At 61.5% G+C, this 21,594-nt stretch carries 18 protein-coding genes; all 18 read left to right on the forward strand.

Annotated features, from left to right (window positions below; genetic code table 11):
• Nucleotides 1-17 precede the first annotated feature (17 nt).
• The 18 genes from flgH to SB756_RS00235 all read left to right on the forward strand — a co-directional run bounded on the left by flgH (nt 18) and on the right by SB756_RS00235 (nt 21,548).
• Entirely contained in the window at nt 18-713 is a 696-nt protein-coding gene (gene flgH, locus SB756_RS00150) for a flagellar basal body L-ring protein FlgH (protein WP_016488460.1), read from the forward strand.
• Nucleotides 714-725: 12 nt separating this feature from the next.
• Nucleotides 726-1,835: a flagellar basal body P-ring protein FlgI gene (locus SB756_RS00155; RefSeq protein ID WP_041167972.1), complete on the forward strand. Its 1,110-nt coding sequence runs from the start codon at nt 726-728 to the stop codon at nt 1,833-1,835.
• Between the two features lie 11 nt (nt 1,836-1,846).
• A complete protein-coding gene (flgJ, locus tag SB756_RS00160; protein WP_410909953.1) occupies nt 1,847-3,001 on the forward strand; it encodes a flagellar assembly peptidoglycan hydrolase FlgJ in 1,155 nt (384 codons plus the stop codon).
• 12 nt (nt 3,002-3,013) lie between these two features.
• Nucleotides 3,014-5,056, forward strand: coding sequence for a flagellar hook-associated protein FlgK (gene flgK / locus SB756_RS00165; protein WP_410909954.1), 2,043 nt, complete (start codon nt 3,014-3,016; stop codon nt 5,054-5,056).
• A 13-nt stretch (nt 5,057-5,069) separates the two neighbouring features.
• A complete protein-coding gene (locus tag SB756_RS00170) occupies nt 5,070-6,632 on the forward strand; it encodes a flagellar hook-associated protein 3 (RefSeq protein WP_341796444.1) in 1,563 nt (520 codons plus the stop codon).
• Nucleotides 6,633-6,912: 280 nt separating this feature from the next.
• Nucleotides 6,913-7,842, forward strand: coding sequence for a ketoacyl-ACP synthase III (locus SB756_RS00175; RefSeq protein WP_043197112.1), 930 nt, complete (start codon nt 6,913-6,915; stop codon nt 7,840-7,842).
• 403 nt (nt 7,843-8,245) lie between these two features.
• Nucleotides 8,246-9,688, forward strand: a complete 1,443-nt coding sequence (locus tag SB756_RS00180; protein ID WP_410909955.1) for a flagellin — start codon at nt 8,246-8,248, stop codon at nt 9,686-9,688.
• A 76-nt stretch (nt 9,689-9,764) separates the two neighbouring features.
• Nucleotides 9,765-10,121, forward strand: coding sequence for a flagellar protein FlaG (locus tag SB756_RS00185; RefSeq protein ID WP_410909956.1), 357 nt, complete (start codon nt 9,765-9,767; stop codon nt 10,119-10,121).
• Between the two features lie 83 nt (nt 10,122-10,204).
• The gene (gene fliD / locus SB756_RS00190; protein WP_341796441.1) at nt 10,205-11,593 is read left to right on the forward strand and encodes a flagellar filament capping protein FliD; all 1,389 of its coding nucleotides are present in this window, start codon (nt 10,205-10,207) and stop codon (nt 11,591-11,593) included.
• A 127-nt stretch (nt 11,594-11,720) separates the two neighbouring features.
• Nucleotides 11,721-12,122: a flagellar export chaperone FliS gene (gene fliS / locus SB756_RS00195; protein WP_016498531.1), complete on the forward strand. Its 402-nt coding sequence runs from the start codon at nt 11,721-11,723 to the stop codon at nt 12,120-12,122.
• A gap of 16 nt (nt 12,123-12,138) precedes the next feature.
• Nucleotides 12,139-12,432, forward strand: a complete 294-nt coding sequence (locus tag SB756_RS00200) for a hypothetical protein (RefSeq protein WP_026034449.1) — start codon at nt 12,139-12,141, stop codon at nt 12,430-12,432.
• A gap of 168 nt (nt 12,433-12,600) precedes the next feature.
• Nucleotides 12,601-14,076: a transcriptional regulator FleQ gene (fleQ, locus tag SB756_RS00205; protein WP_016498533.1), complete on the forward strand. Its 1,476-nt coding sequence runs from the start codon at nt 12,601-12,603 to the stop codon at nt 14,074-14,076.
• A gap of 333 nt (nt 14,077-14,409) precedes the next feature.
• On the forward strand, nt 14,410-15,180 hold the full coding sequence (gene rfbF / locus SB756_RS00210; protein WP_341796439.1) for a glucose-1-phosphate cytidylyltransferase: 771 nt from the start codon (nt 14,410-14,412) through the stop codon (nt 15,178-15,180).
• Entirely contained in the window at nt 15,171-16,238 is a 1,068-nt protein-coding gene (gene rfbG / locus SB756_RS00215) for a CDP-glucose 4,6-dehydratase (RefSeq protein ID WP_410910407.1), read from the forward strand. The genes rfbF and rfbG overlap by 10 nt, the downstream gene beginning before the upstream one ends.
• Nucleotides 16,231-17,556: a lipopolysaccharide biosynthesis protein RfbH gene (gene rfbH, locus SB756_RS00220; RefSeq protein ID WP_410909957.1), complete on the forward strand. Its 1,326-nt coding sequence runs from the start codon at nt 16,231-16,233 to the stop codon at nt 17,554-17,556. Before rfbG ends, rfbH begins: the two co-directional genes overlap by 8 nt.
• Entirely contained in the window at nt 17,556-19,082 is a 1,527-nt protein-coding gene (locus tag SB756_RS00225) for an N-acetylneuraminate synthase family protein (RefSeq protein WP_341796438.1), read from the forward strand. The genes rfbH and SB756_RS00225 overlap by 1 nt, the downstream gene beginning before the upstream one ends.
• Nucleotide 19,083: 1 nt before the next feature.
• A complete protein-coding gene (locus tag SB756_RS00230) occupies nt 19,084-20,913 on the forward strand; it encodes a thiamine pyrophosphate-binding protein (protein WP_341796437.1) in 1,830 nt (609 codons plus the stop codon).
• On the forward strand, nt 20,913-21,548 hold the full coding sequence (locus SB756_RS00235) for an HAD family hydrolase (RefSeq protein ID WP_341796436.1): 636 nt from the start codon (nt 20,913-20,915) through the stop codon (nt 21,546-21,548). Before SB756_RS00230 ends, SB756_RS00235 begins: the two co-directional genes overlap by 1 nt.
• Nucleotides 21,549-21,594: the final 46 nt, after the last annotated feature.

Below are 21,594 nucleotides of genomic sequence, written 5' to 3' on the forward strand. Positions count from 1 at the left end.
CCCGTGAGGTATGCACCATGAATCGTCTGTTGTCCGTGTTCGCCCTGGGGGGGGCGGTGTTGCTGGCAGGTTGCGTCGGCCCGACGCCCAAGCCCAACGACCCGTACTACGCGCCGGTACTGCCGCGCACCCCGTTGCCGGCAGCGGCCAACAACGGTTCCATCTACCAGGCCGGTTTCGAGCAGAACCTGTACAGCGACCGCAAGGCGTTCCGGGTGGGTGACATCATCACCATCACCCTCAACGAGAAAACGTCGGCCAGCAAGAACGCAGGTTCGCAGATCCAGAAGAACAGCAAGGCCGACATCGGCCTGACCTCGCTGTTCGGCAGCACACCGAACACCAATAACCCGTTCGGTGGCGGTGACCTGTCGCTGGAGGCCGGCTACAACGGCGAACGCGCCACCAAGGGCGACAGCAAGGCCACCCAGGGCAACACCCTGACCGGTTCGATTACCGTGACCGTGGCCGAAGTGCTGCCCAACGGCATCATCGCCGTGCGCGGCGAGAAGTGGCTGACCCTGAACACCGGCGAAGAGCTGGTGCGCATTGCCGGCATGATCCGCGCCGACGACATCGCCACCGACAATACCGTGCCGTCCACCCGTGTGGCCGACGCGCGCATCACCTATTCCGGTACCGGCTCGTTCGCCGATGCCAGCCAGCCCGGGTGGCTGGACCGCTTCTTCATCAGCCCGCTTTGGCCTTTCTGAGTACGGATGACCATGTTCAACGTGAGGCAGCTGATTGCCGCAACCCTGCTCCTGTCCTGTGCCTTCGGTGCGCACGCAGAGCGCCTGAAGGACATCGCCAGCATTTCTGGCGTGCGTTCCAACCAGTTGATCGGTTACGGCCTGGTGGTGGGGCTGAACGGCACGGGTGACCAGACCACCCAGACGCCGTTCACCCTGCAAACCTTCAACAACATGCTGTCGCAGTTCGGCATCAAGGTGCCGGCCGGCTCCGGCAACGTGCAACTGAAGAACGTCGCGGCAGTGTCGGTGCATGCCGACCTGCCGGCGTTCGCCAAGCCCGGCCAGGTGGTGGACATTACCGTGTCGTCGATCGGTAACTCCAAGAGCCTGCGTGGCGGCAGCCTGCTGATGACCCCGCTCAAGGGTATCGACGGCAACGTCTACGCCATCGCCCAGGGCAATCTGGTGGTGGGGGGCTTTGACGCCGAAGGCCGTGACGGCTCGAAGATCACCGTCAACGTTCCGTCGGCCGGTCGCATCCCCGGGGGTGCCAGTGTCGAGCGGGCAGTGCCGAGCGGCTTCAATCAAGGCAACACCTTGACCCTGAACCTCAACCGCCCCGACTTCACCACCGCCAAGCGCATCGTTGACAAGGTCAACGACCTGCTCGGCCCGGGTGTGGCCCAGGCTGTGGACGGTGGTTCGGTGCGGGTCAGTGCGCCGATGGACCCCAGCCAGCGCGTGGATTACCTGTCGATCCTGGAAAACCTCGAGATCGACCCGGGCCAGGCGGTGGCCAAGGTCATCATCAACTCGCGTACCGGTACCATCGTCATCGGCCAGAACGTCAAGGTGTCGCCGGCAGCGGTGACCCACGGCAGCCTGACCGTGACCATTACCGAAGACCCGATCGTCAGCCAGCCGGGGGCCTTCTCCAATGGCCAGACGGCCGTGGTGCCGCGCTCGCGGGTAAACGCCGAGCAGGAAGCCAAGCCGATGTTCAAGTTCGGCCCGGGCACCACGCTGGATGAGATCGTCCGCGCGGTGAACCAGGTGGGCGCAGCGCCCGGCGACCTGATGGCCATTCTCGAAGCCCTGAAACAGGCCGGCGCCTTGCAGGCCGACCTGATCGTGATCTGAGGACGGCGCGGATGAACATCAAAAGCCAGGTTTCCGGCAGTGCCGACAGCGGCGCCTACACCGACCTCAACCGCCTGAGTGCGCTCAAGCACGGTGACCGCGACAGCGAAGCCAACGTGCGCAAGGTGGCCCAGGAGTTCGAGTCGCTGTTCATCAGCGAAATGCTCAAGGCCTCGCGCAAGGCCAGCGACGTGCTGGCTGATGACAACCCGATGCACACCGAAACGGTCAAGCAGTACCGCGACATGTACGACCAGCAGCTGGCCGTGAGCATGTCCCGCGAAGGTGGTGGTATCGGTCTGCAGGATGTGCTGGTGCGCCAGCTGACCAAGGGCCGCAGTGCGTCGATCAACACCAGCCCGTTCCCGCGTGCCGACGGCAGTGGCCCGGCGCTGTGGGGCAACAGGGTGGCGGAGCCGGTGCATGCGACGGAATCGACCGCTACCCGCAACGACGTCGCTGCGCTCAACTCGCGGCGCCTGGCCTTGCCGAGCAAGCTTACCGACCGCCTGCTGGCTGGCATCGTGCCGTCGGCCGCCACGGCCAATAACGCCGCTGTGCCGGCCCGTGACGGCCAGCAAGTGGCCAAAGCCTTCGCTGTGCCGGATAACGGCCTGCGCATTGTCGGCCGCGCCGTGGCCCAGCCGCCGCTGGCGCCGAACAAGGCCTTTACCGACAGTGACGAATTCGTCGCCACCATGCTGCCGATGGCCGAGCAAGCGGCCAAGCGCATTGGTATCGACCCACGCTACCTGGTGGCCCAGGCCGCGCTGGAAACCGGCTGGGGCAAATCGGTGATGCGCAATACCGATGGCAGCAGCAGCCACAACCTGTTCGGCATCAAGGCCACCGGCAACTGGCAGGGTGAGCAGGCACGGGCGATCACCAGCGAGTTCCGCGATGGCCAGTTCGTCAAGGAAACCGCAGCGTTCCGCAGCTATGACTCGTACCAGGACAGCTTCCACGACCTGGTGAACCTGCTGCAGGGCAATTCTCGCTATCAAGATGCGCTGGACTCGGCCGATAACCCTGAGCAGTTTGCAAGAGAGCTGCAGAAGGCAGGTTATGCGACCGACCCGGGCTATGCGAAGAAGATCATCAGCATCGCCCAGCAAATGCAGTCAACCCCGCAATACGCCATGGCTGGCAGAACCACGAATCTATAAAAGGACTAAATCATGTCGAGCCTGATTTCCATCGGCCTGAGTGGCCTGAGTGCCAGCCAGGCGGCCTTGTCGGTAACCAGTAACAACATCGCCAACGCCGCGACCAGTGGCTACTCGCGCCAGCAGACGGTTCAGGCGGCGGGGCCCTCGCACAACATCGGCGCGGGGTTCCTGGGTACCGGTACCACGCTGGCGGACGTGCGCCGCATCTACAGCTCCTACCTGGACAACCAGCTGCAGACCGCTACCTCGCTGCAGGCCGACTCGGTTGCCTTCCAGGACCAGATCACCAGCATCGACAAGCTGCTGGCCGACCGCGATACCGGTATCAGCTCGGTCCTTACAGCGTTCTTCTCGGCCCTGCAGACGGCGGCGGCCAAGCCCGGTGACGTTGCCTCCCGGCAGCTGTTGCTGACCCAGGCGCAAACCCTGAGCAACCGTTTCAACGCGGTGAGCACTCAGCTGACCCAGCAGAACGAAACGATCAACTCCCAGCTCGACACCATGGCTGGCCAGGTCAACAAGCTCACCGCCAGCATCGCCGAGTACAACAAGCAGATCGCGGCGGCCTCGGGCACCGGCAACACGCCCAACAGCCTGCTGGATGCGCGCAGCGAAGCAGTGCGCCAGCTCAACGAGCTGGTCGGCGTGACCGTACAGGAACGTGACGGCAACTACGACGTGTACCTGGGCAGCGGCCAGTCGCTGGTTACCGGCAACAAGGCCAACACCTTGTCGGTGCAGCCTGGTACTGCCGACAAGAGCCAGGCCAGCCTGCGCATCAACTATGAGTCGTTCAGCTCCGACGTGACCTCGGTGGTGACCGGTGGCGCGATCGGCGGCCTGGTGCGTTACCGCCAGGACGTGCTGATACCGTCCATGAACGAGCTGGGCCGTGTTGCCCTGGTGGTGTCGGACAGCATCAACAGCCAGCTGGGGCAGGGCCTGGATGCCAATGGCCAGTTTGGCAGCTCGCTGTTCTCCAGCATCAACAGCGCCACTGCCGTTGCCCAGCGCAGCCTGGCTTCGTCGAACAACAGCACCGGCTCCGGCAACCTGGACGTGACCATCGCCAACAGTGGTGCGCTGACCACCTACGACTACGAGGTGAAGTTCACCAGCGCCAACCAGTACAGCGTGCGCCGCTCCGACGGCACCGACATGGGCAGCTTCGACCTCAGCACCGACCCGGCGCCGGTGATCGACGGCTTCAGCCTGTCGCTGAAAGGCGGTGGCCTGGCGGCCGGCGACAGTTTCAAGGTGATCCCTACCCGTGCGGCAGCCGGCAGCATCACCACCACCCTGACTGATGCCAACAAGCTGGCCTTCGCCGGGCCGATCAGTGCGGCGGCAGGCAGTGGCAACAGCGGTACCGGCACCATCACCCAGCCCACGCTGGGCGAATCGCTGGATATTTATGGCGGTGCCGATACCGCACTGATCCAGCAGTCGATTCGCGACTCGATGCCGGTGCGCGTAGTGTTCGACGCCGCCAGTGGTGGCTCCCAAGGCTACAAGCTGTTCGATGCCAAGGGCACCCAGATCGGCACCGGCAGCGTGGTCCCGGGTACCGACAACAAGCTGTCGGTGGCTGTGCCAATGCTGGATGCTGCCGGGCAGCCGATTCTCGATGGCAGCGGCAACCCGCGCACGTTCAGCGTCGAGACCACCATCGGCGGCAGCCCGGCGGCCAATGACAGCTTTACCCTGTCGTTCAATGCCGACGGCAAGGCCGACAACCGCAACGCCACGGCGCTGCTGGGCCTGCAGACCAAGTCGACGGTGAACACCGGTTCCGGCGGTGGCACCAGCTTCACGTCGGCCTATGCATCGCTGGTCGAGCGAGTGGGTGCCAAAGCCAACCAGGCGACCATCGACACCACGGCGACCGAGGCGGTACTCAAGTCCGCCAGCGAAAGCCGCAGCGCGGTATCTGGCGTCAACCTCGATGACGAGGCGGCCAGCCTGGTGAAATTCCAGCACTACTACACGGCTTCGTCGCAAATCATCAAGGCGGCGCAAGAAACCTTCAGCACCCTGATCAATGCCTTGTAAGGAGTAGACTCTCGTGCGTATTTCCACTGCTCAGTTCTATGAGGCCAGCGCCAGTAGCTACTCCAAGAACTTCTCCACCATGAACAAGACCAACGATCAGGTCACGTCGGGTATTCGCATCCAGACCGCGGCCGATGACCCGGTCGGCGCGGCGCGTCTGCTGCTGCTGCAACAGCAGCAGTCGCTGCTGGACCAGTACAGCGGCAACATCAACACGGTGAGCAACGCCCTGCTGCAGGAGGAGAGCGTACTCTCCACCATCAACGACGCCATGCAGCGCGCCAGCGAGCTGGCGATCCGTGCTGGCGGCCCAGGGGTTACCGACTCTGACCGTGTGGCCATCAGTACCGAGCTGAAAGAGATCGAGGCGAACATCTTCGGCCTGCTCAACTCGCGCGATGCCAACGGCGACTACATGTTCGGCGGCTCCAAGAGCACCACGCCACCCTATGTGCGCAACTCCGACGGCACCTACAGCTACAACGGTGACCAGACCCAGCTGAGTCTGCAGGTGTCCGACACCCTGAATCTGGCCACCAACGACACCGGCTTCACCATCTTCGATTCCGCCAGCAACAAGAGCCGCACGCAGTCGACCCTGGTGGTGCCCGCCACTGACGATGGCGTGGTCGGGGTATCGTCTGGCCTGATGACCTCGAGTACCAGCTACAACAACAGCTTTACTGCCGGCCAGCCGTACAAGCTGACCTTCACCAGCGCGACCCAGTACACCATCACCGATGCAAGTGGCAGGGACATCACCTCTGAAACCGCCACCAACGGTACCTTCGACAGCAAGACCGAAGGCGCCAACAGCATTGCCCTGCGTGGCGTCGAGTTTGAAATCACCGTTACCGTGGAGGAGGGCGCCGATGCCGACGCCGCGGTGGCAGGGCGCGAGTTTTCCCTGGCGGCGCGCCCGGACTCGTTCAACACCACCCGCAACGCCAGCAACACCTCCAGCGCCCAGGTCACCAGCGGCAGCGTGACCGACGAAGCGGCTTATCGCAGCACCTTCCCCAGCAATGGGGCTGTGATCAAGTTCACCGGGCCTGGCGCCTACGAGCTCTACGCCCAGCCGCTGACGGCTGACAGCAAGGCAGTAGCCACGGGTACCTACACCGCACCAGCCCTGACGGTGGCGGGTGTCACGTATCAGGTGAGCGGTTCGCCGGAGGCGGGTGACCAGTTCGCGGTTACCGCCAATACGCACCAGAACCAGAATGTGCTGGAAACCCTCAGCCAGTTGCGTGCTGCGCTGGATACGCCGGTAACGGGTGTAGGCCAGGCCAATGCGCTGAAGGATGCGGCGGCCTCGGCGATCGCCAACCTCGCCAGTGCCCGTGAGCAGGTCGATATCACTCGTGGTTCGATCGGCGCCCGGGGCAATTCGCTGGAGATCCAGCGCCAGGAGAACACCAGCTTGGGCCTGGCCAACAAGACCACCCAGAACGCCATCGGCAACACCGACATGTCGCAGGCGGCCATCACCCTGACCTTGCAGCAGGCCATGCTGGAGGCCTCGCAGCTGGCCTTCTCGCGCATTTCGCAGCTGAGCCTGTTCAACAAGCTCTGATCTGTCTTGCTGAAACCGGGGCGCAAAGCGGCCCCGGCTTTTTCATGCCCGCGAAAATTCCGGTTTCTCACACCCTCGGCACGGCTTTCGTAGCATTTCAATGTGACCAATGAGTCAAAACGATCATCTTCCCTGTATTCTATGCAGCAGCTGTTGCAGCATTTTGTTACCGGTGCGCAGGTGAGCCCTGCCTTCAACCTCTGGCGGTGACGCGCCCCGGTATTTGGCGCCCTCAATTCATCGAGTGGTGGTCTTTGGCTGTTTTCATTGGGAAGCCAGAATGATTGGCATCAAAAGCATTGCGAGTTACGTGCCTACCGCTGGCTTGGACAACTACGTCCAGGGTGCGAAGTTCGGCAAGGACGAAGAGTTCATGTTCGGCAAGATCGGCGCGTCGTTCCTGCCGCGCAAGGCCGAAGAGCAGGAAACTTCCGACCTGTGCGTAGAAGCCGCCCGGGCCCTGTTTGCCAGCAACCCTGACCTTGATCCGCAGTCGATCGATGCGCTGATCGTGGTCACCCAGAACGGTGATGAAGAAGGCCTGCCGCACACCGCCGCCATCGTCCAGAGCAAGCTCGGCCTGTCGACCCGCGTGGCGGCGTTCGACGTGTCGCTGGGTTGCTCCGGCTATGTGTATGGCCTGTACGCGATCAAAGGCTTCATGGAAGCGGCAGGGCTGAAAAACGGCCTGCTGATCACGGCCGACCCGTATTCGAAGATCGTCGACCCGGAAGACCGCAACACCACCATGCTGTTCGGCGATGCCGCCACAGCCACCTGGATGGGTGAAGACGCGGTATGGAACCTGGGCCAGGCGCGCTTTGGCACTGACGGCTCCGGTGCCGAGCACCTCAAAGTCACTGACGGCAAGTTCTTCATGAACGGCCGCCAAGTGTTCAACTTCGCCCTGGTCAAGGTGCCGGCGCACCTGCACGAGCTGCTGGATGCCAGCGGCCTGACCTCGTCCGATATCGACGCCTTCTGCATCCACCAGGGCAGTGCGGCGATTGTCGACGCCGTGGCCCGGCGCTTTGAAGAGCAGCACCCGGAGAAGTTCGTGAAGGACATGCTGGAAACCGGCAATACCGTGTCCTCCAGTGTGCCGCTGCTGCTGCAGAAGCACATGCTCGACGGCAGCTGGAAGCGTGTGGCGATCAGCGGCTTTGGCGTGGGCCTGTCGTGGGGCTCGGCCATCCTGTACCGCGACTGATCCCCCAGCAGTCCCCAAAAGCGCCCGGCGGCCCCCGCCCGGCGCTTTTTTTTTGCCTGCAAAATTCTGTGGCTTGGCGCCGCTTTCTGTGGGAGCGGGCATGCCCGCGAAGAAGGCGACTCAGTGGATGGCACCGGCTTTGCCGGTGTTCGCGGGCGCGCCCGCTCCCACAGATGGAGTGGCTGGCTGGTGAAATTAAGCTGGATTTGGAGTGGTTTTTGACGCCAATAAACTGCCCTTAACCCCTTGATTTCTCGGGGCTGGCCCCATGCCAGCATTTTTTTTTCGAAAAACCCCTCAAGCATCCCGCGCACCCGACGATAACTATTACGAAGGTTCTCTAGGCCAGTCCGGCGGTTGCCAAGGCCGGAAGCCGCAGTACCCATCCAACGAGGATTTCGTCATGGCTTTAACTGTAAACACCAACATTGCGTCGATCACCACCCAGGGCAACCTGACCAAGGCTAGCAACGCTCAGACCACTTCGATGCAGCGTCTGTCCTCGGGTCTGCGTATCAACAGCGCTAAAGACGACGCTGCCGGCCTGCAGATCGCCAACCGTCTGACCAGCCAGATCAATGGCCTGGGCCAGGCTGTGAAGAACGCCAACGACGGTATCTCGATCGCTCAGACCGCTGAAGGTGCAATGCAGGCTTCGACCGACATCCTGCAGAAAATGCGTACCCTGGCCCTGTCCTCGGCTACTGGCTCGCTGAGCAACGACGACCGTAAGTCGAACAACGACGAATACCAGGCTCTGACCGCTGAGCTGAACCGTATCTCGGAAACCACCACCTTCGGTGGCCAGAAGCTGCTGGACGGTTCGTACGGCACCAAGGCCATCCAGGTCGGCGCCAACGCCAACGAAACCATCAACCTGGCGCTGGACAACGTTTCGGCCAAGAGCATCGGCTCGCAGCAGATCAAGTCGGGCACTATCGCGCCTAGCGCCAGCGGTGTGGCCGCAGCTGATCTGGTTGTCACTGGCAACGGTCAGAGCAAAACCGTCAGCTATGATGCGGGCTCCTCGGCCAAAGACATCGCTGCCAAACTCAATGGCTCCATCGGTGGCCTGACTGCTACTGCCAGCACCGAAGTCAAACTGGCTGTTGCCAGTGGCGCTGCAGCTACTCCAGCCAACTTTGACCTGACTGTAGGCGGTAGCACCGTCAGCTTCATCGGTGTTACTGACACCGCAAGCCTGGCTGATCAGCTGAAGTCCAACGCCGCCAAGCTGGGTATCAGCGTTAACTACGACGAATCGACCAAGAGCCTGTCGGTGAAGTCGGACACTGGCGAGAACCTGGCCTTCACCTCCAAGGCCGGCGCAGACGCCATCTCGGTGGGTGCACGCGACGGCAACGGTGATTTCCCAGGTACTCTGACCACGCTTTCCGCTACCGTTAACGACAAATCGACCGTTACTGGCCAGATTTCTCTGGACTCTGCCAAAGGTTACTCGGTGGCTAACGGTGCAACCGGTACTGGCGCTACTGACCTGTTCGGTTCAGCTTCCAAGTCTTCGGCCAAGACCACCATCGCCGACACCGATGTCACCGAGGCCACCAACGCCCAGAACGCTCTGGCCGTTATCGACAAGGCCATCGGTTCGATCGACAGCGTCCGTTCGGGCCTGGGTGCTACCCAGAACCGTCTGCAAACCACCGTCGACAACCTGCAGAACATCCAGAAGAACTCCACCGCTGCCCGCTCCACCGTGCAGGACGTGGACTTCGCTTCGGAAACTGCCGAGCTGACCAAGCAGCAGACTCTGCAGCAGGCTTCGACTGCGATCCTGTCGCAGGCTAACCAGCTGCCATCTTCGGTCCTGAAACTGCTCCAGTAATTCAGGCGCCTGAGTAAAGGGTGAAAGGGCGCGTTTACGTGCCCTTTCACCCTTTTTGACATGAGGAGTTCGAAACATGGACATGAGTGTCAAGCTGAGCCAGGTGTATCCGTCGGTGTTACCCCAGGCGCCAGTCGCTGATCGGGATCGGGATCCAGCATTGCCTGCCAAGGTGCAGGACGCTGCGGCCCCCGATTACCAGCCGCACTCGCGCGAAGACCTGGAAAAAGCGGTTGGCGAGATCCGTGATTTCGTCCAGTCAAGCCAGCGTCAGCTGGATTTTTCCATTGATGATTCCACTGGTCGGGTTGTGGTCAAGGTAATTGCCACCCAGTCCGGTGAGGTGATCCGGCAGCTTCCGTCGGAAACTGCGCTGAAATTGGCGCAGAGCCTCAGTGAAGCCAGCAGCCTGCTGTTCGATGATCAGGCATAGGCTGGCATGATTTTTGTTGCTGTCGGCCGATTGATGGATTTATCCGCCAAGGATCCGGCAGCTACTGAACAAGGAGAGCAATGATGGCAGGTACAACAGTCAGCGGTATTGGCTCGGGCATTGATACCCAGGCGATCGTCGATTCCCTGGTGGCCGCGCAGAAGGCGCCGAAGCAGGCGCAGATCAATACCCAAACGCTGAAGGCAACCACCACGTTGTCCTCTATCGGCAAGATCCAGTCGGCGCTGGATGCCTTCCGCGGCGCCTTGACCAACATGACCGACACCAACAGTTTTGGTGGCCTTAGCCTGAAGTCTTCGGATGAGAAGGTTGCCACCGTCACCATGGGTACCGGGGCTGCCAACGGTTCGTTCAAGTTGATTGTCGACAAGCTGGCGACTGCGTCGAAGGTGTCAACGAAGGTCTACGCAAATGGCGCCGGCTCTGTAGTCAACGCCACTGGCAGTCCGACCACGTTGACCATGACTCAGAATGGCAAGGCCTACGATTTGAGTGTTCCTGCTGGCGCAACGCTGCAGCAGGTGCGCGATAGCATCAACAGCCAGTTCAGTACGGCAGGCCTGAGTGCCAACGTACTGACCGACGCCACGGGTTCGCGTCTGATCATCACCTCGACCAAAATGGGTGACGACTCCGACATCACCCTTTCGGGCAATTCGGGCATTGATACTGGCTATACCGTTGTCGATGAACCGGCGGACGCCGAGTACACGCTGGACGGTATCGCCATGAAGTCCAAGACCAACGACATCACCGATGCCGTGAGTGGTCTCAACATCAAGCTGGTGGGTACGTCGCCTAAAAACGCGACAAGTGGCGAGGTAACAGCGACGGTACTTTCGCTGACTACCAGCTCTACTACGTTGAAGTCGGGCCTCAAGGGTTTCATTGATACCTACAACGCCCTGCTCAAAGTCATGAATGCTGAAACCAAGGTCACCAAAAACGCTGATGGCACCATGACGTCTGCGGCGCTGACCGGTGATGCCACGATGCGTACGTTGATGTCCTCCATTCGTGAGGAGCTCAATGCGGTGTCGGGCAGCGGCACCTTGAAATCGCTCGCTGCCTTTGGTGTCACTTCTGCCCAGGATGGCGGTGCGCTCAGCCTGGATGACAAGAAATGGGACAAGGTTGCCTCCACCAATGCGGCGGACCTGACCAGCATCTTCAATGGCAAGGATGGCCTGCTGGCGCGCCTGCAAAAGGTGACCGAGCCGTTTGCCAAAGCCAGTACCGGTACCTTGGCCGAGCGCTCCAAGGTCCTGAGTGAAAGCCTGACCAAGCTCAAGAGCGAGCAGGACACCCTGGATACCCGGATGGAAGCCCTGCAGAAGAGCCTGCAGGACAAGTACAACAACATGGATACGCTGGTCACCCAGCTGCGCCAGCAGCAGAATTCCGTGCTGAGTACCCTTAATGCGCTGAACAAGTCGAGCAGTGACGATTAAAACGTGAACATTGCATGAAGTGCGGGCATGATGCCCGGCTTCATGTCGTCGGCCGGTAAAGTTTTTCACCGCCTGCCCGATACAAGGAATATCTCTCCCTTAAGCCTGCCCGTCACGAGGTCGCAAGATGAATCCCATGAGAGCCCTTCGTCAGTACCAGAAGGTCAATTCCCATGCCCAGATTTCCGAAGCCACGCCGCACCGCCTGGTGCAGATGCTGATGGAAGGTGGCCTCGATCGCATGGCCCAGGCCAAGGGTGCCATGGCGCGTGGCGACATCGCGGAAAAGGGCCTGATGCTCGGCAAGGCGATCGACATCATCATCGGCCTTCGCGACGGCCTGCAGCCCGAAAAAAGTGAAAACCCGGAGACTGTCGAGAAACTCGACGCGCTCTATGTCTACATGACTAATCGGCTCATGCAGGCCAATGTCGACAACGATGCCGGCATTATCGACGAAGTTGCCCAGCTGCTGATTACCGTGAAAAGCGGTTGGGACGGCATTGCCGACGCCCAGCCTGCCAGCTGACGGCAAGGAGATTACCGTGACCGCACTGCAACGCCTCGATGACACCTGTGATGCCCTGGTCGGCGCCCTGAGCGAGCGTGACTGGGAAGCCATTGCCAAGCTGGATGTGGCGTGCCGCGCTTGCATCGACGAGGTGCTGGAAACCCACGCGGTGGACCAGGCGTTGCTGCGCGAGAAGCTGGAAGGGGTGCTGCTGGTCTACCGCAACCTGATCGACGTGACAACCGGGGAACGCCAGGCAATTGCCGAAGAGATGATGCAGATCAACCAAGCGAAAAATGCTTCGAAGGTTTACCATCTGTTCAGTTAAGATGCGCACAACTTGACAAAAGGCGCCATAAATTTGACTGTGTGGGCCTTTTTGACTTTACTAGTGTCTGTTCTCGAATTCCAGACGTCCGAACACTGACCATTCAGTCGGAATGATGTCGAGCATGCCCCTGCAGGGCGGCGATATGACTAGGGAAGTTGCTATTGCATGTGGCGTGAAACCAAGATTCTGCTGATTGATGACGACAGCGCGCGCCGCCGCGATCTGGCGGTGGTGCTGAATTTCCTCGGTGAAGAAAACCTCGCTTGCTCGAGCCATGACTGGCAGCAAGCGGTCGAGTCGTTGTCTTCGAGCCGTGAAATATTGTGCGTGCTCATCGGCAGCGTAGACGCTCCGGGCAATCTCCTTGGGCTCGTTAAGACAGTGGCCGGGTGGGATGAGTTCCTTCCGGTGCTGCTATTAGGTGAAATTTCTTCTGCGGAGTTCCCGGAAGACCTTCGCCGCCGGGTGCTTTCCAACCTGGAAATGCCACCAAGCTACAGCCAGTTGCTGGATTCACTTCACCGTGCCCAGGTCTATCGCGAGATGTACGACCAGGCGCGCGAGCGCGGCCGTCAGCGCGAGCCTAACCTGTTCCGCAGCCTGGTCGGCACCAGCCGTGCCATCCAGCACGTGCGGCAGATGATGCAGCAGGTGGCCGATACCGACGCCAGCGTGCTGATCCTGGGTGAGTCGGGCACCGGCAAGGAAGTGGTGGCGCGCAACCTGCACTACCATTCCAAGCGCCGCGAAGCGCCGTTTGTACCCGTCAACTGTGGCGCGATCCCGGCCGAGCTGCTGGAAAGCGAACTGTTCGGCCACGAGAAGGGTGCCTTTACCGGGGCGATCACCAGCCGCGCCGGGCGTTTCGAGCTGGCCAACGGCGGTACGCTGTTCCTCGACGAAATTGGCGACATGCCGTTGCCGATGCAGGTCAAGCTGCTGCGTGTGCTGCAGGAGCGTACCTTCGAGCGTGTGGGTAGCAACAAGACCCAAAGCATCGACGTGCGCATCATCGCTGCAACGCACAAAAACCTCGAGACCATGATCGAGGACGGCACCTTCCGCGAAGACTTGTACTACCGTCTGAACGTGTTCCCCATCGAGATGGCGCCGCTGCGTGAGCGGGTGGAAGACATCCCGTTGCTGATGAACGAGCTGATTTCGCGCATGGAGCACGAGAAGCGCGGTTCCATCCGTTTCAACTCCGCGTCGATCATGTCGCTGTGCCGGCACGGCTGGCCGGGCAACGTGCGCGAGCTGGCCAACCTGGTCGAGCGCATGGCGATCATGCACCCGTACGGCGTGATTGGCGTGTCCGAGCTGCCGAAGAAATTCCGCTACGTCGATGACGAAGACGAGCAGATGGTCGACAGCCTGCGCAGCGATCTGGAAGAACGCGTGGCCATCAACGGCCACACGCCAAACTTCAGCAACCCTGCGATGCTGCCACCTGAAGGCCTGGACCTGAAGGACTACCTCGGTAGCCTGGAGCAGGGCCTGATCCAGCAGGCGCTGGACGATGCCAACGGTATCGTTGCCCGCGCGGCTGAACGTTTGCGTATTCGCCGTACCACCCTGGTCGAGAAGATGCGCAAGTACGGCATGAGCCGCCAAGGTGGCGAGGACCAGGCGGAGGATTGACGCCTGGTGGCACCCCTGAAATGACCTCTTCGCGGATAAACCCGCTCCCGCAGCAATGGCGCAAGTTTTAAGTATTGCGCGACACCTGTGGGAGCGGGTTTACCCGCGAAGAGGCAAGCAAAATTCCCTCCATTATTTATTCTTCCCCGCTCGCCAGTCGGTCAGGGCCGGCCCCGGCATGGGTTGAGCCTTCTCGGAAACCCCCCAGTAACAAAACCGATTTCGCAGCCAGTGCGATCCTAAAGCAGGCATGCGTTTTGCTTTGCCTAGCATAAAGGGCCAAGGGCCAGTTTTTTGTCGCCGCCCCTCCGACCAATGCGGACCAACAGTACAATGAAAGCAGTCATTCTGGCCGGTGGGCTGGGCACACGCATCAGCGAAGAATCCCACCTGCGCCCTAAGCCGATGATCGAGATAGGCGGCAAGCCGATCATCTGGCACATCATGAAGATCTACTCGCACTACGGGATCAACGACTTCGTCATTTGCCTGGGCTACAAGGGTTACGTGATCAAGGAGTACTTCGCCAATTACTTCCTGCACATGTCGGACGTCACTTTCGACATGGCGGAAAACCGTATGGATATCCACAACCGCCACGCCGAGCCATGGCGGGTGACGCTGGTGGATACCGGTGAAAACACCGCCACCGGTGGCCGCCTGAAGCGAGTTCGCGATTACGTTGGCAATGAAACCTTCTGCCTTACTTACGGCGACGGTGTGTCCGACGTCGATATTCCGCGCCTGATCGAATTCCACCGCCAGCACGGCAAGATGGCCACGGTTACCGCCGTACAACCGCCGGGCCGTTACGGCGCCCTGGATGTGCACGGCGAGCAGGTGCGCGGCTTTCAGGAAAAGCCGGCAGGCGACGGTGGCTGGATCAATGGTGGCTTCTTCGTGCTCGAACCGGCCGCGCTCGAATACATCCAGGGCGATGCCACTACCTGGGAAGACGAGCCCATGCGCCGCCTGGCCGAAGACGGCCAGTTGATGAGCCACCTGCACCGTGGCTTCTGGCAGCCGATGGATACCCTGCGTGATCGCACGCTGCTTGAAACACACTGGAAGAACGGCGACGCAGCATGGCAGCTATGGCGTTGAGCCCGGCATTCTGGGCAGGGCGCCGCGTCCTGCTGACCGGGCATACCGGTTTCAAGGGCGGCTGGCTGGCCGTGTGGCTGCGCCAGCTTGGCGCCGAGCTGCGCGGTTTCGCCTTGCCTGCCGCCACCACGCCATCGCTGTGGCAGGTCGCGCAACTGCAACAGCAGATTCCAGGTGATTTCGCCGATATCCGTGATGCCTCGGCCCTGGCCCGTGGCCTGCAGGATTTCCAACCCGAACTGGTGCTGCACCTGGCGGCTCAGCCGCTGGTGCGCGAGTCGTACCGGGCGCCGGCTGACACCTACGCTACCAACGTCATGGGTACGCTGAACCTGCTGGAGGCCGTGCGTGCCACGCCCTCGGTACGTGCGGTGCTGGTGGTGACCACTGACAAGTGCTACGACAACCGCGAGTGGCCCTGGCCCTACCGCGAGCAGGATGCCCTGGGCGGCTTCGACCCCTATAGCAGCAGCAAGGCCTGCGTCGAACTGCTGTGCGCAAGCTACCGCGACTCTTTCCTGCGTTCCGCCGGCGTGGCCCTGGCCACGGCACGTGCTGGCAATGTTCTGGGTGGCGGGGACTGGTCTGCCGAGCGCTTGCTGCCGGATATCTTCCGCGCCTGGCAAGACGGTGAAGAAGTGGTCTTGCGCTATCCCCATGCGACCCGCCCCTGGCAGCACGTGCTCGACCCGCTGATGGGCTACCTGCAGCTGGCGCATGGCTTGCTCACAGACGCCGAGCGATACGCAACTGCCTGGAACTTCGGCCCGGACAGCGCAGGCCTGGCTACCGTCGGCGAAATCGTCCGTCGTCTTGCCCTGCGCTGGCCGGGCGAAGCGCGCTGGTCGGTCGCCAGCGATGCCCAGCCGCATGAGGCCGGTTTGCTGGCACTGGATTCCAGCAAGGCGCGGCAAGTGCTTGGCTGGGCACCGCGCTGGTCGCTGGATGACACCCTGAAACATACCCTGGACTGGCACCTGGCCTGGCGCGCAGGGCGTGACATGAACATCGTTACCCGCGAGCAGATCGCGGCTCACCAAGGCGGAACCCATGAGTGACAGTACGGCGCAGCAGTTGCGCCAACAGATTGCCGAACTGGTCGGGCGCTATGCCGAGCTGCAGATGGCACCCAAACCTTTTGTCGCAGGGCAGAGCAGCGTGCCGCCCTCCGGCAAGGTGATCGGCGCCGGCGAGTTGCAGTCCATGACCGAGGCCGTGCTGGATGGCTGGTTGACCACCGGCCGCTTCAACGAGGCGTTCGAGAAGCGCTTGGCCAGGTACCTGGGGCGTCGCTGTGTACTCACCACCAATTCCGGCTCGTCGGCCAACCTGCTGGCGTTTTCCGCACTGACCTCGCCACGCCTCGGCGACCGGGCGATCAAGCCGGGTGACGAGGTGATCGGCGTTGCTGCCGGCTTCCCCACCACCGTCAACCCGATCCTGCAGTTCGGCGCGGTACCGGTGTTCGTCGATGTCGAGATGGGCACCTACAACATCGACCCGGCGCTGATCGAAGCGGCCATCGGCCCGAAGACCAAGGCCATCATGTTGGCCCACACCCTGGGCAACCCTTTCGATCTGGGCGTTGTGCGCGCCCTGTGTGACAAGTACGGCCTGTGGCTGATCGAAGACTGCTGCGATGCCCTGGGTTCCACTTACCAGGGCCGTATGGTTGGCGGCTTTGGCGATATCGGCACCCTCAGCTTCTACCCGGCGCACCACATCACCATGGGCGAGGGCGGTGCGGTGTTTACCGACTCGCCGTTGCTCAAGCGCATCATCGAGTCGTACCGCGACTGGGGCCGCGATTGCTACTGCGCGCCGGGCGAGGACAACACCTGCAGCAAGCGCTTCTGCTGGCAAATGGGTGACCTGCCGCACGGCTACGACCACAAGTACACCTACTCGCACCTGGGCTACAACCTGAAGATCACCGACATGCAGGCCGCCTGCGCCCTGGCGCAGATGGACCGGGTTGATGATTTCGTTGCCGCCCGTAAGCGCAACTTCGCCTGGCTGAGCGACCGGCTGGCCGGTTGTGCGGACCAACTGATCCTGCCGCAGGCCACCCGCGACAGCGACCCGTCCTGGTTCGGGTATCCGATCACCCTGCGCGATGGCTGTGGAATCAACCGCGTCGAGCTGGTGCGCTACCTGGATGAACAGGGCGTGGGCACACGCTTGCTGTTTGCCGGCAACCTGACCCGCCAGCCCTACATGCAGGGGCTGAACTACCGGGTTTCCGGCGAGTTGCCGGTAACCGACAAGATCATGAACGACACGTTCTGGATCGGCCTGTGGCCGGGCTTGAGCGACGCCCACCTGGAACATGCGGCCAGTCACATCGAAGCCTGGCTCAACCGAGGATCCCAATGATGAGCACCCCTACCGCCAGCGCGGGTACCTTGTTCGACAAACCGCTGTTCATCCTGGAAATGGCGAACAACCACATGGGCGATGTGGCGCATGGCGTGGCGCTGATCCGCGCCTTTGCCGAGGTGTGCAAGGCATTTCCGTTCCGCTTCGCTTTCAAGCTGCAATACCGTGATCTGGACACCTTCATTCACCCGGCGATGCGTGGCCGTGACGATGTGAAGTACATCAAGCGCTTCAGCGAGACGCGCCTGTCCCGTGAGCAGTTCGATAGCCTGGTGGCGGAAATCCGTGCCAACGGTTTCCTCTGCCTGTCCACGCCGTTCGATGAAGCATCGGTGGAGGTGATCGAAGAGCAGCAGCTGGATGCGATCAAGATCGCCAGTTGCTCCATGAGCGACTGGCCATTGCTGGAACGCGTGGTACAAACTCAGCATCCGCTGATCGTTTCCACTGCCGGATCGACCCTGGAAGAGCTCGATCGCCTGGTTAGTTTCCTTGCCCATCGGGAAAAGAACTTCGCCATCCTGCATTGTGTAGGCGAGTACCCGACCGCCGATGCCAACATGCATCTGTCGCAGGTGGATTTTCTGCGCCGGCGTTATCCGGGTGTGCGCGTGGGCTTTTCAACGCATGAAAATCCGGACAATACCGATATCGTCAAGATTGCACTCGCCAAGGGCGCGCGCATTTTCGAAAAGCACGTCGGCTTGCCCACCGAGCAGTTCCCGCTCAACGCCTATTCGGCAAGCCCGGAGCAGGTTCGACGCTGGCTGGAAGCCGCGCAATATGCCTTGCTGCTCTGCGGTGAAGGCGAGCAGCGTTTGCCGGTAAACGAGAGTGAAGTCGCCAGCCTGCGCTCCCTACGTCGTGGCGTATTTGCGCGCAGGGCCATTGCCGCGGGCGAGGTGGTACAGGCAGACGATGTGTATTTCGCTTTCCCGCCGCAGGATGGGCAGATCACTGCCAATGACTGGTCGAAATACGCCACCTTCACAGCCCAGGCGGATATTCCCGAGCATGCAGCGCTGAGCACGCAGAACAGCACGCGGCGCGATGTGCGTGACAAGGTCTGGGAGATTGTCCAGCGCGTTCGGGCGCAGCTGAGCAGCAGCCACGTGGTGGTGCCGGGCCGGGTCGACCTGGAAATATCCCACCACTATGGCCTGGATCATTTCGACGAGGTCGGTTTGACCATGCTCACGGTGGTCAACAGGGGTTACTGCAAGAAGCTGCTGATGCTCCTGCCGGGTCAGCAGCACCCGGAGCAATATCACCAGCGCAAGGAAGAGACCTTCCACGTCCTGCATGGCGAGCTGACGCTGCAGCTGGACGGTGTAAGTCGTGCCTGCCGCCCGGGCGATGTGGTCACTGTCGAGCCAGGTGTTCGCCATGCCTTCCACAGTCAGGAAGGGGCAATCATCGAAGAGCTGTCTTCCACGCATTTCAGCAATGATTCGTTCTATACCGACGAAGCGATCAATGCCAATCGCGACCGTAAAACCCTCTTGAGCTATTGGATGGACTGACGTGCCTACCCCCTATCGTGTTGCTGACTACATTGCTGACTTCATCGCCGATCTGGGGGTGGAGCACGTCTTCCTGTTGCCGGGCGGAGGTGCCATGCACCTCAACGACGCGGTCGGCAAGCACCCCAACCTGGATGTAGTGGCCTGCCACCATGAGCAGGCCGCCGCGATTGCTGCCGAAGCCTATTGCCGTATCAATGAGAATATCGGTGTGGCCATGGTCACCACCGGCCCGGGTGCGACCAACGCCGTGACTGCCGTTGCGGGCGCGTGGATCGAGTCGGTGCCGTTGCTGGTCATCTCCGGCCAGGTCAAGCGTGCCGACCTGCTGCGTGGCGCGCCCCTGCGGCAGAAAGGCGTGCAGGAAGTGGACATCGTCAGTGTGGTCGAGCCGATCACCAAGTACGCGGTAACCATCCAGCAGCCAGAAGACATTCGCCGGGAGCTGGAGCGCGCGGTCTTTGTGGCACGAGATGGCCGTGCCGGCCCGGTGTGGATCGACGTACCGCTGGACGTGCAGGGCGCGCCGATCGATCCCGACAACCTGGTGGGGTGGGACGAGGCCGCTGCACCCGTTGCAGCGCTGGAGGCGCAAACGCTGGCGCAGATCCGCAGCTTGCTTGAGGGTGCCGAGAGACCGCTGATCCTCGCCGGCCATGGTGTTCGCTTGAGCGGCGCGGCCGCAGCCTTTCGTGATCTGATCGAGTCCATGGGCGTGCCGCTGGTGACGACCTGGAATGCAATGGACCTGCTGCCGCATGAGCACCCATTGTATGTGGGCCGGCCAGGTGTGGTAGCGCTGCGTGCACCGAACTTCGCGGTACAGAATGCCGACCTGCTGATCACTCTCGGCTGTCGTCTGGACAACATCATCACCGCCTATGCACCACGAGACTTTGCGCGCAATGCACGCAAGATCGTCGTTGATGTGGATGCCAACGAGATCGCCAAGCTCGACATGGCTATCGATGTCGCCGTTACCTGCGACGCCGCCAGCTTCGTCGACACACTGGCTGCTTCTCTGAAAGGTGCTTCGTTCAGCCGGCCACAATGGTTGGAACGTTGCCGCGACTGGAAGTCACGCTATGGCGTCAACGACGGCAAGCCCTTCGCCGCCAGCGGGCCGATCAGCCACTTCCAGTTTGCTGACTCGCTTTCCAATGCAGTGCCGGAAAATACGCTGGTCAGCACCGGCAGCTCCGGGCTGGCGGTCGAAGTGTTCTACACCGTATTCCGCAATCGTCCAGGCCAGCGTGTATTCCTGACCTCGGGTCTGGGTGCGATGGGTTACGGCCTGCCAGCTGCGATTGGTGCTTGCTTCGCCAACGGCTGCAAGCCGATGGTGGCGGTGGAGAGTGATGGCAGCCTGCAACTGAATATTCAGGAGCTGGCCACGCTTCGCGGTTTCAACCTGCCGATCTGCCTGGTGGTGATGAACAACGGCGGTTATGCCTCGATCCGCAATACCCAGCGCAACTACTTCGAAAGCCGCTATGTCGGCACAGGCCCTGAAGCAGGCTTGTGGATGCCGGACCTGGAAGAACTGGCGCGTGCCTACCATTTGCCGTTCAAGCGTATCAGCGATGCCGCCGAATTGGACCAGGGCCTGGCCGAGGCCATGCAAATGCCGCGGCCGATGATTCTGGAAGTCCTGTTGATGAAGGATGAGGCATTGAGCCCGAAAGTCGCCGCGATTCCGCAGGCCGATGGTTCGATGACCTCCATGCCGCTGGAAGATATGTCCCCCTTGCTGCCGCTGGCAGTACTGGAGGAAGAAATGGCTGGCAACATCGCCCCGGTATCGCGCCAGGTTCGGCAGCAGGTCAAGTGATGAAGCGCCACGTCCTGTTCGACTTCGACGGCACCTTGGTTGACTCCGCGCCGGCCATTCTGGCCTGCTTTGCCCGTGCGCTGAAGGCACACGGCCTGCAGGCCATGTGCCCTATAGACGCCAGCCTGATCGGGCCGCCTTTGCGCCAGACGCTGGCGACACTCAGCGGTAGTAGCGACGCAGTATTGCTTGATGCCCTGAGCGCTTCGTTCAAGGACATCTACGACGCCGAAGCCTGCCTGGAAACGGCCGCCTATGTCGGGTGCCAGGCGGCCTTGGAACAGCTACATGAGCAGGGCTTCAGTCTGTCCATCGCGACCAATAAGCGGTTGCTGCCAACCCAGCGCATCATTGCGGCATTAGGTTGGCAAGGGCTGTTCAGCGAAGTGTATGCCAGTGACTCCTACCCTGATCGCTATTCGGACAAGGCCGGCATGATCGCTGCCTTGCTGGAGGATGGCGGCATTGCAGCGCAATCGGCTCTCTACATTGGCGATACCGTCGCAGACGGTCGTGCAGCGGCTGCCAATGGTGTCGAGTTCTGGCCCGTCGCTTGGGGTTATGGTCAATTTGCCAGTCATGAGCAGCCATTGCCTTCGCCGCAAAAGTTGCTGGAACGCCTGGTGCGCGCATGATGACAACCACGACAGCCAGTGCATGCCCCTGCTGCGGATCCATCGA

Source organism: Pseudomonas sp. SIMBA_068, from assembly GCF_046534705.1.
GTDB lineage: Bacteria > Pseudomonadota > Gammaproteobacteria > Pseudomonadales > Pseudomonadaceae > Aquipseudomonas > Aquipseudomonas putida.

Bases quoted from the DNA above. Each gene is read 5' to 3' on its own strand.
- SB756_RS00185 (WP_410909956.1), top strand. From the start codon at position 9,765: ATGGACATGAGTGTCAAGCTGAGCCAGGTGTATCCGTCGGTGTTACCC.
- SB756_RS00235 (WP_341796436.1), top strand. From the start codon at position 20,913: ATGAAGCGCCACGTCCTGTTCGACTTCGACGGCACCTTGGTTGACTCC.
- rfbG (WP_410910407.1), top strand. From the start codon at position 15,171: ATGGCGTTGAGCCCGGCATTCTGGGCAGGGCGCCGCGTCCTGCTGACC.
- SB756_RS00225 (WP_341796438.1), top strand. From the start codon at position 17,556: ATGAGCACCCCTACCGCCAGCGCGGGTACCTTGTTCGACAAACCGCTG.
- rfbF (WP_341796439.1), top strand. From the start codon at position 14,410: ATGAAAGCAGTCATTCTGGCCGGTGGGCTGGGCACACGCATCAGCGAA.
- flgK (WP_410909954.1), top strand. From the start codon at position 3,014: ATGTCGAGCCTGATTTCCATCGGCCTGAGTGGCCTGAGTGCCAGCCAG.
- rfbH (WP_410909957.1), top strand. From the start codon at position 16,231: ATGAGTGACAGTACGGCGCAGCAGTTGCGCCAACAGATTGCCGAACTG.
- SB756_RS00155 (WP_041167972.1), top strand. From the start codon at position 726: ATGTTCAACGTGAGGCAGCTGATTGCCGCAACCCTGCTCCTGTCCTGT.
- fleQ (WP_016498533.1), top strand. From the start codon at position 12,601: ATGTGGCGTGAAACCAAGATTCTGCTGATTGATGACGACAGCGCGCGC.
- SB756_RS00180 (WP_410909955.1), top strand. From the start codon at position 8,246: ATGGCTTTAACTGTAAACACCAACATTGCGTCGATCACCACCCAGGGC.
- SB756_RS00175 (WP_043197112.1), top strand. From the start codon at position 6,913: ATGATTGGCATCAAAAGCATTGCGAGTTACGTGCCTACCGCTGGCTTG.
- flgJ (WP_410909953.1), top strand. From the start codon at position 1,847: ATGAACATCAAAAGCCAGGTTTCCGGCAGTGCCGACAGCGGCGCCTAC.
- flgH (WP_016488460.1), top strand. From the start codon at position 18: ATGAATCGTCTGTTGTCCGTGTTCGCCCTGGGGGGGGCGGTGTTGCTG.
- fliS (WP_016498531.1), top strand. From the start codon at position 11,721: ATGAATCCCATGAGAGCCCTTCGTCAGTACCAGAAGGTCAATTCCCAT.
- fliD (WP_341796441.1), top strand. From the start codon at position 10,205: ATGGCAGGTACAACAGTCAGCGGTATTGGCTCGGGCATTGATACCCAG.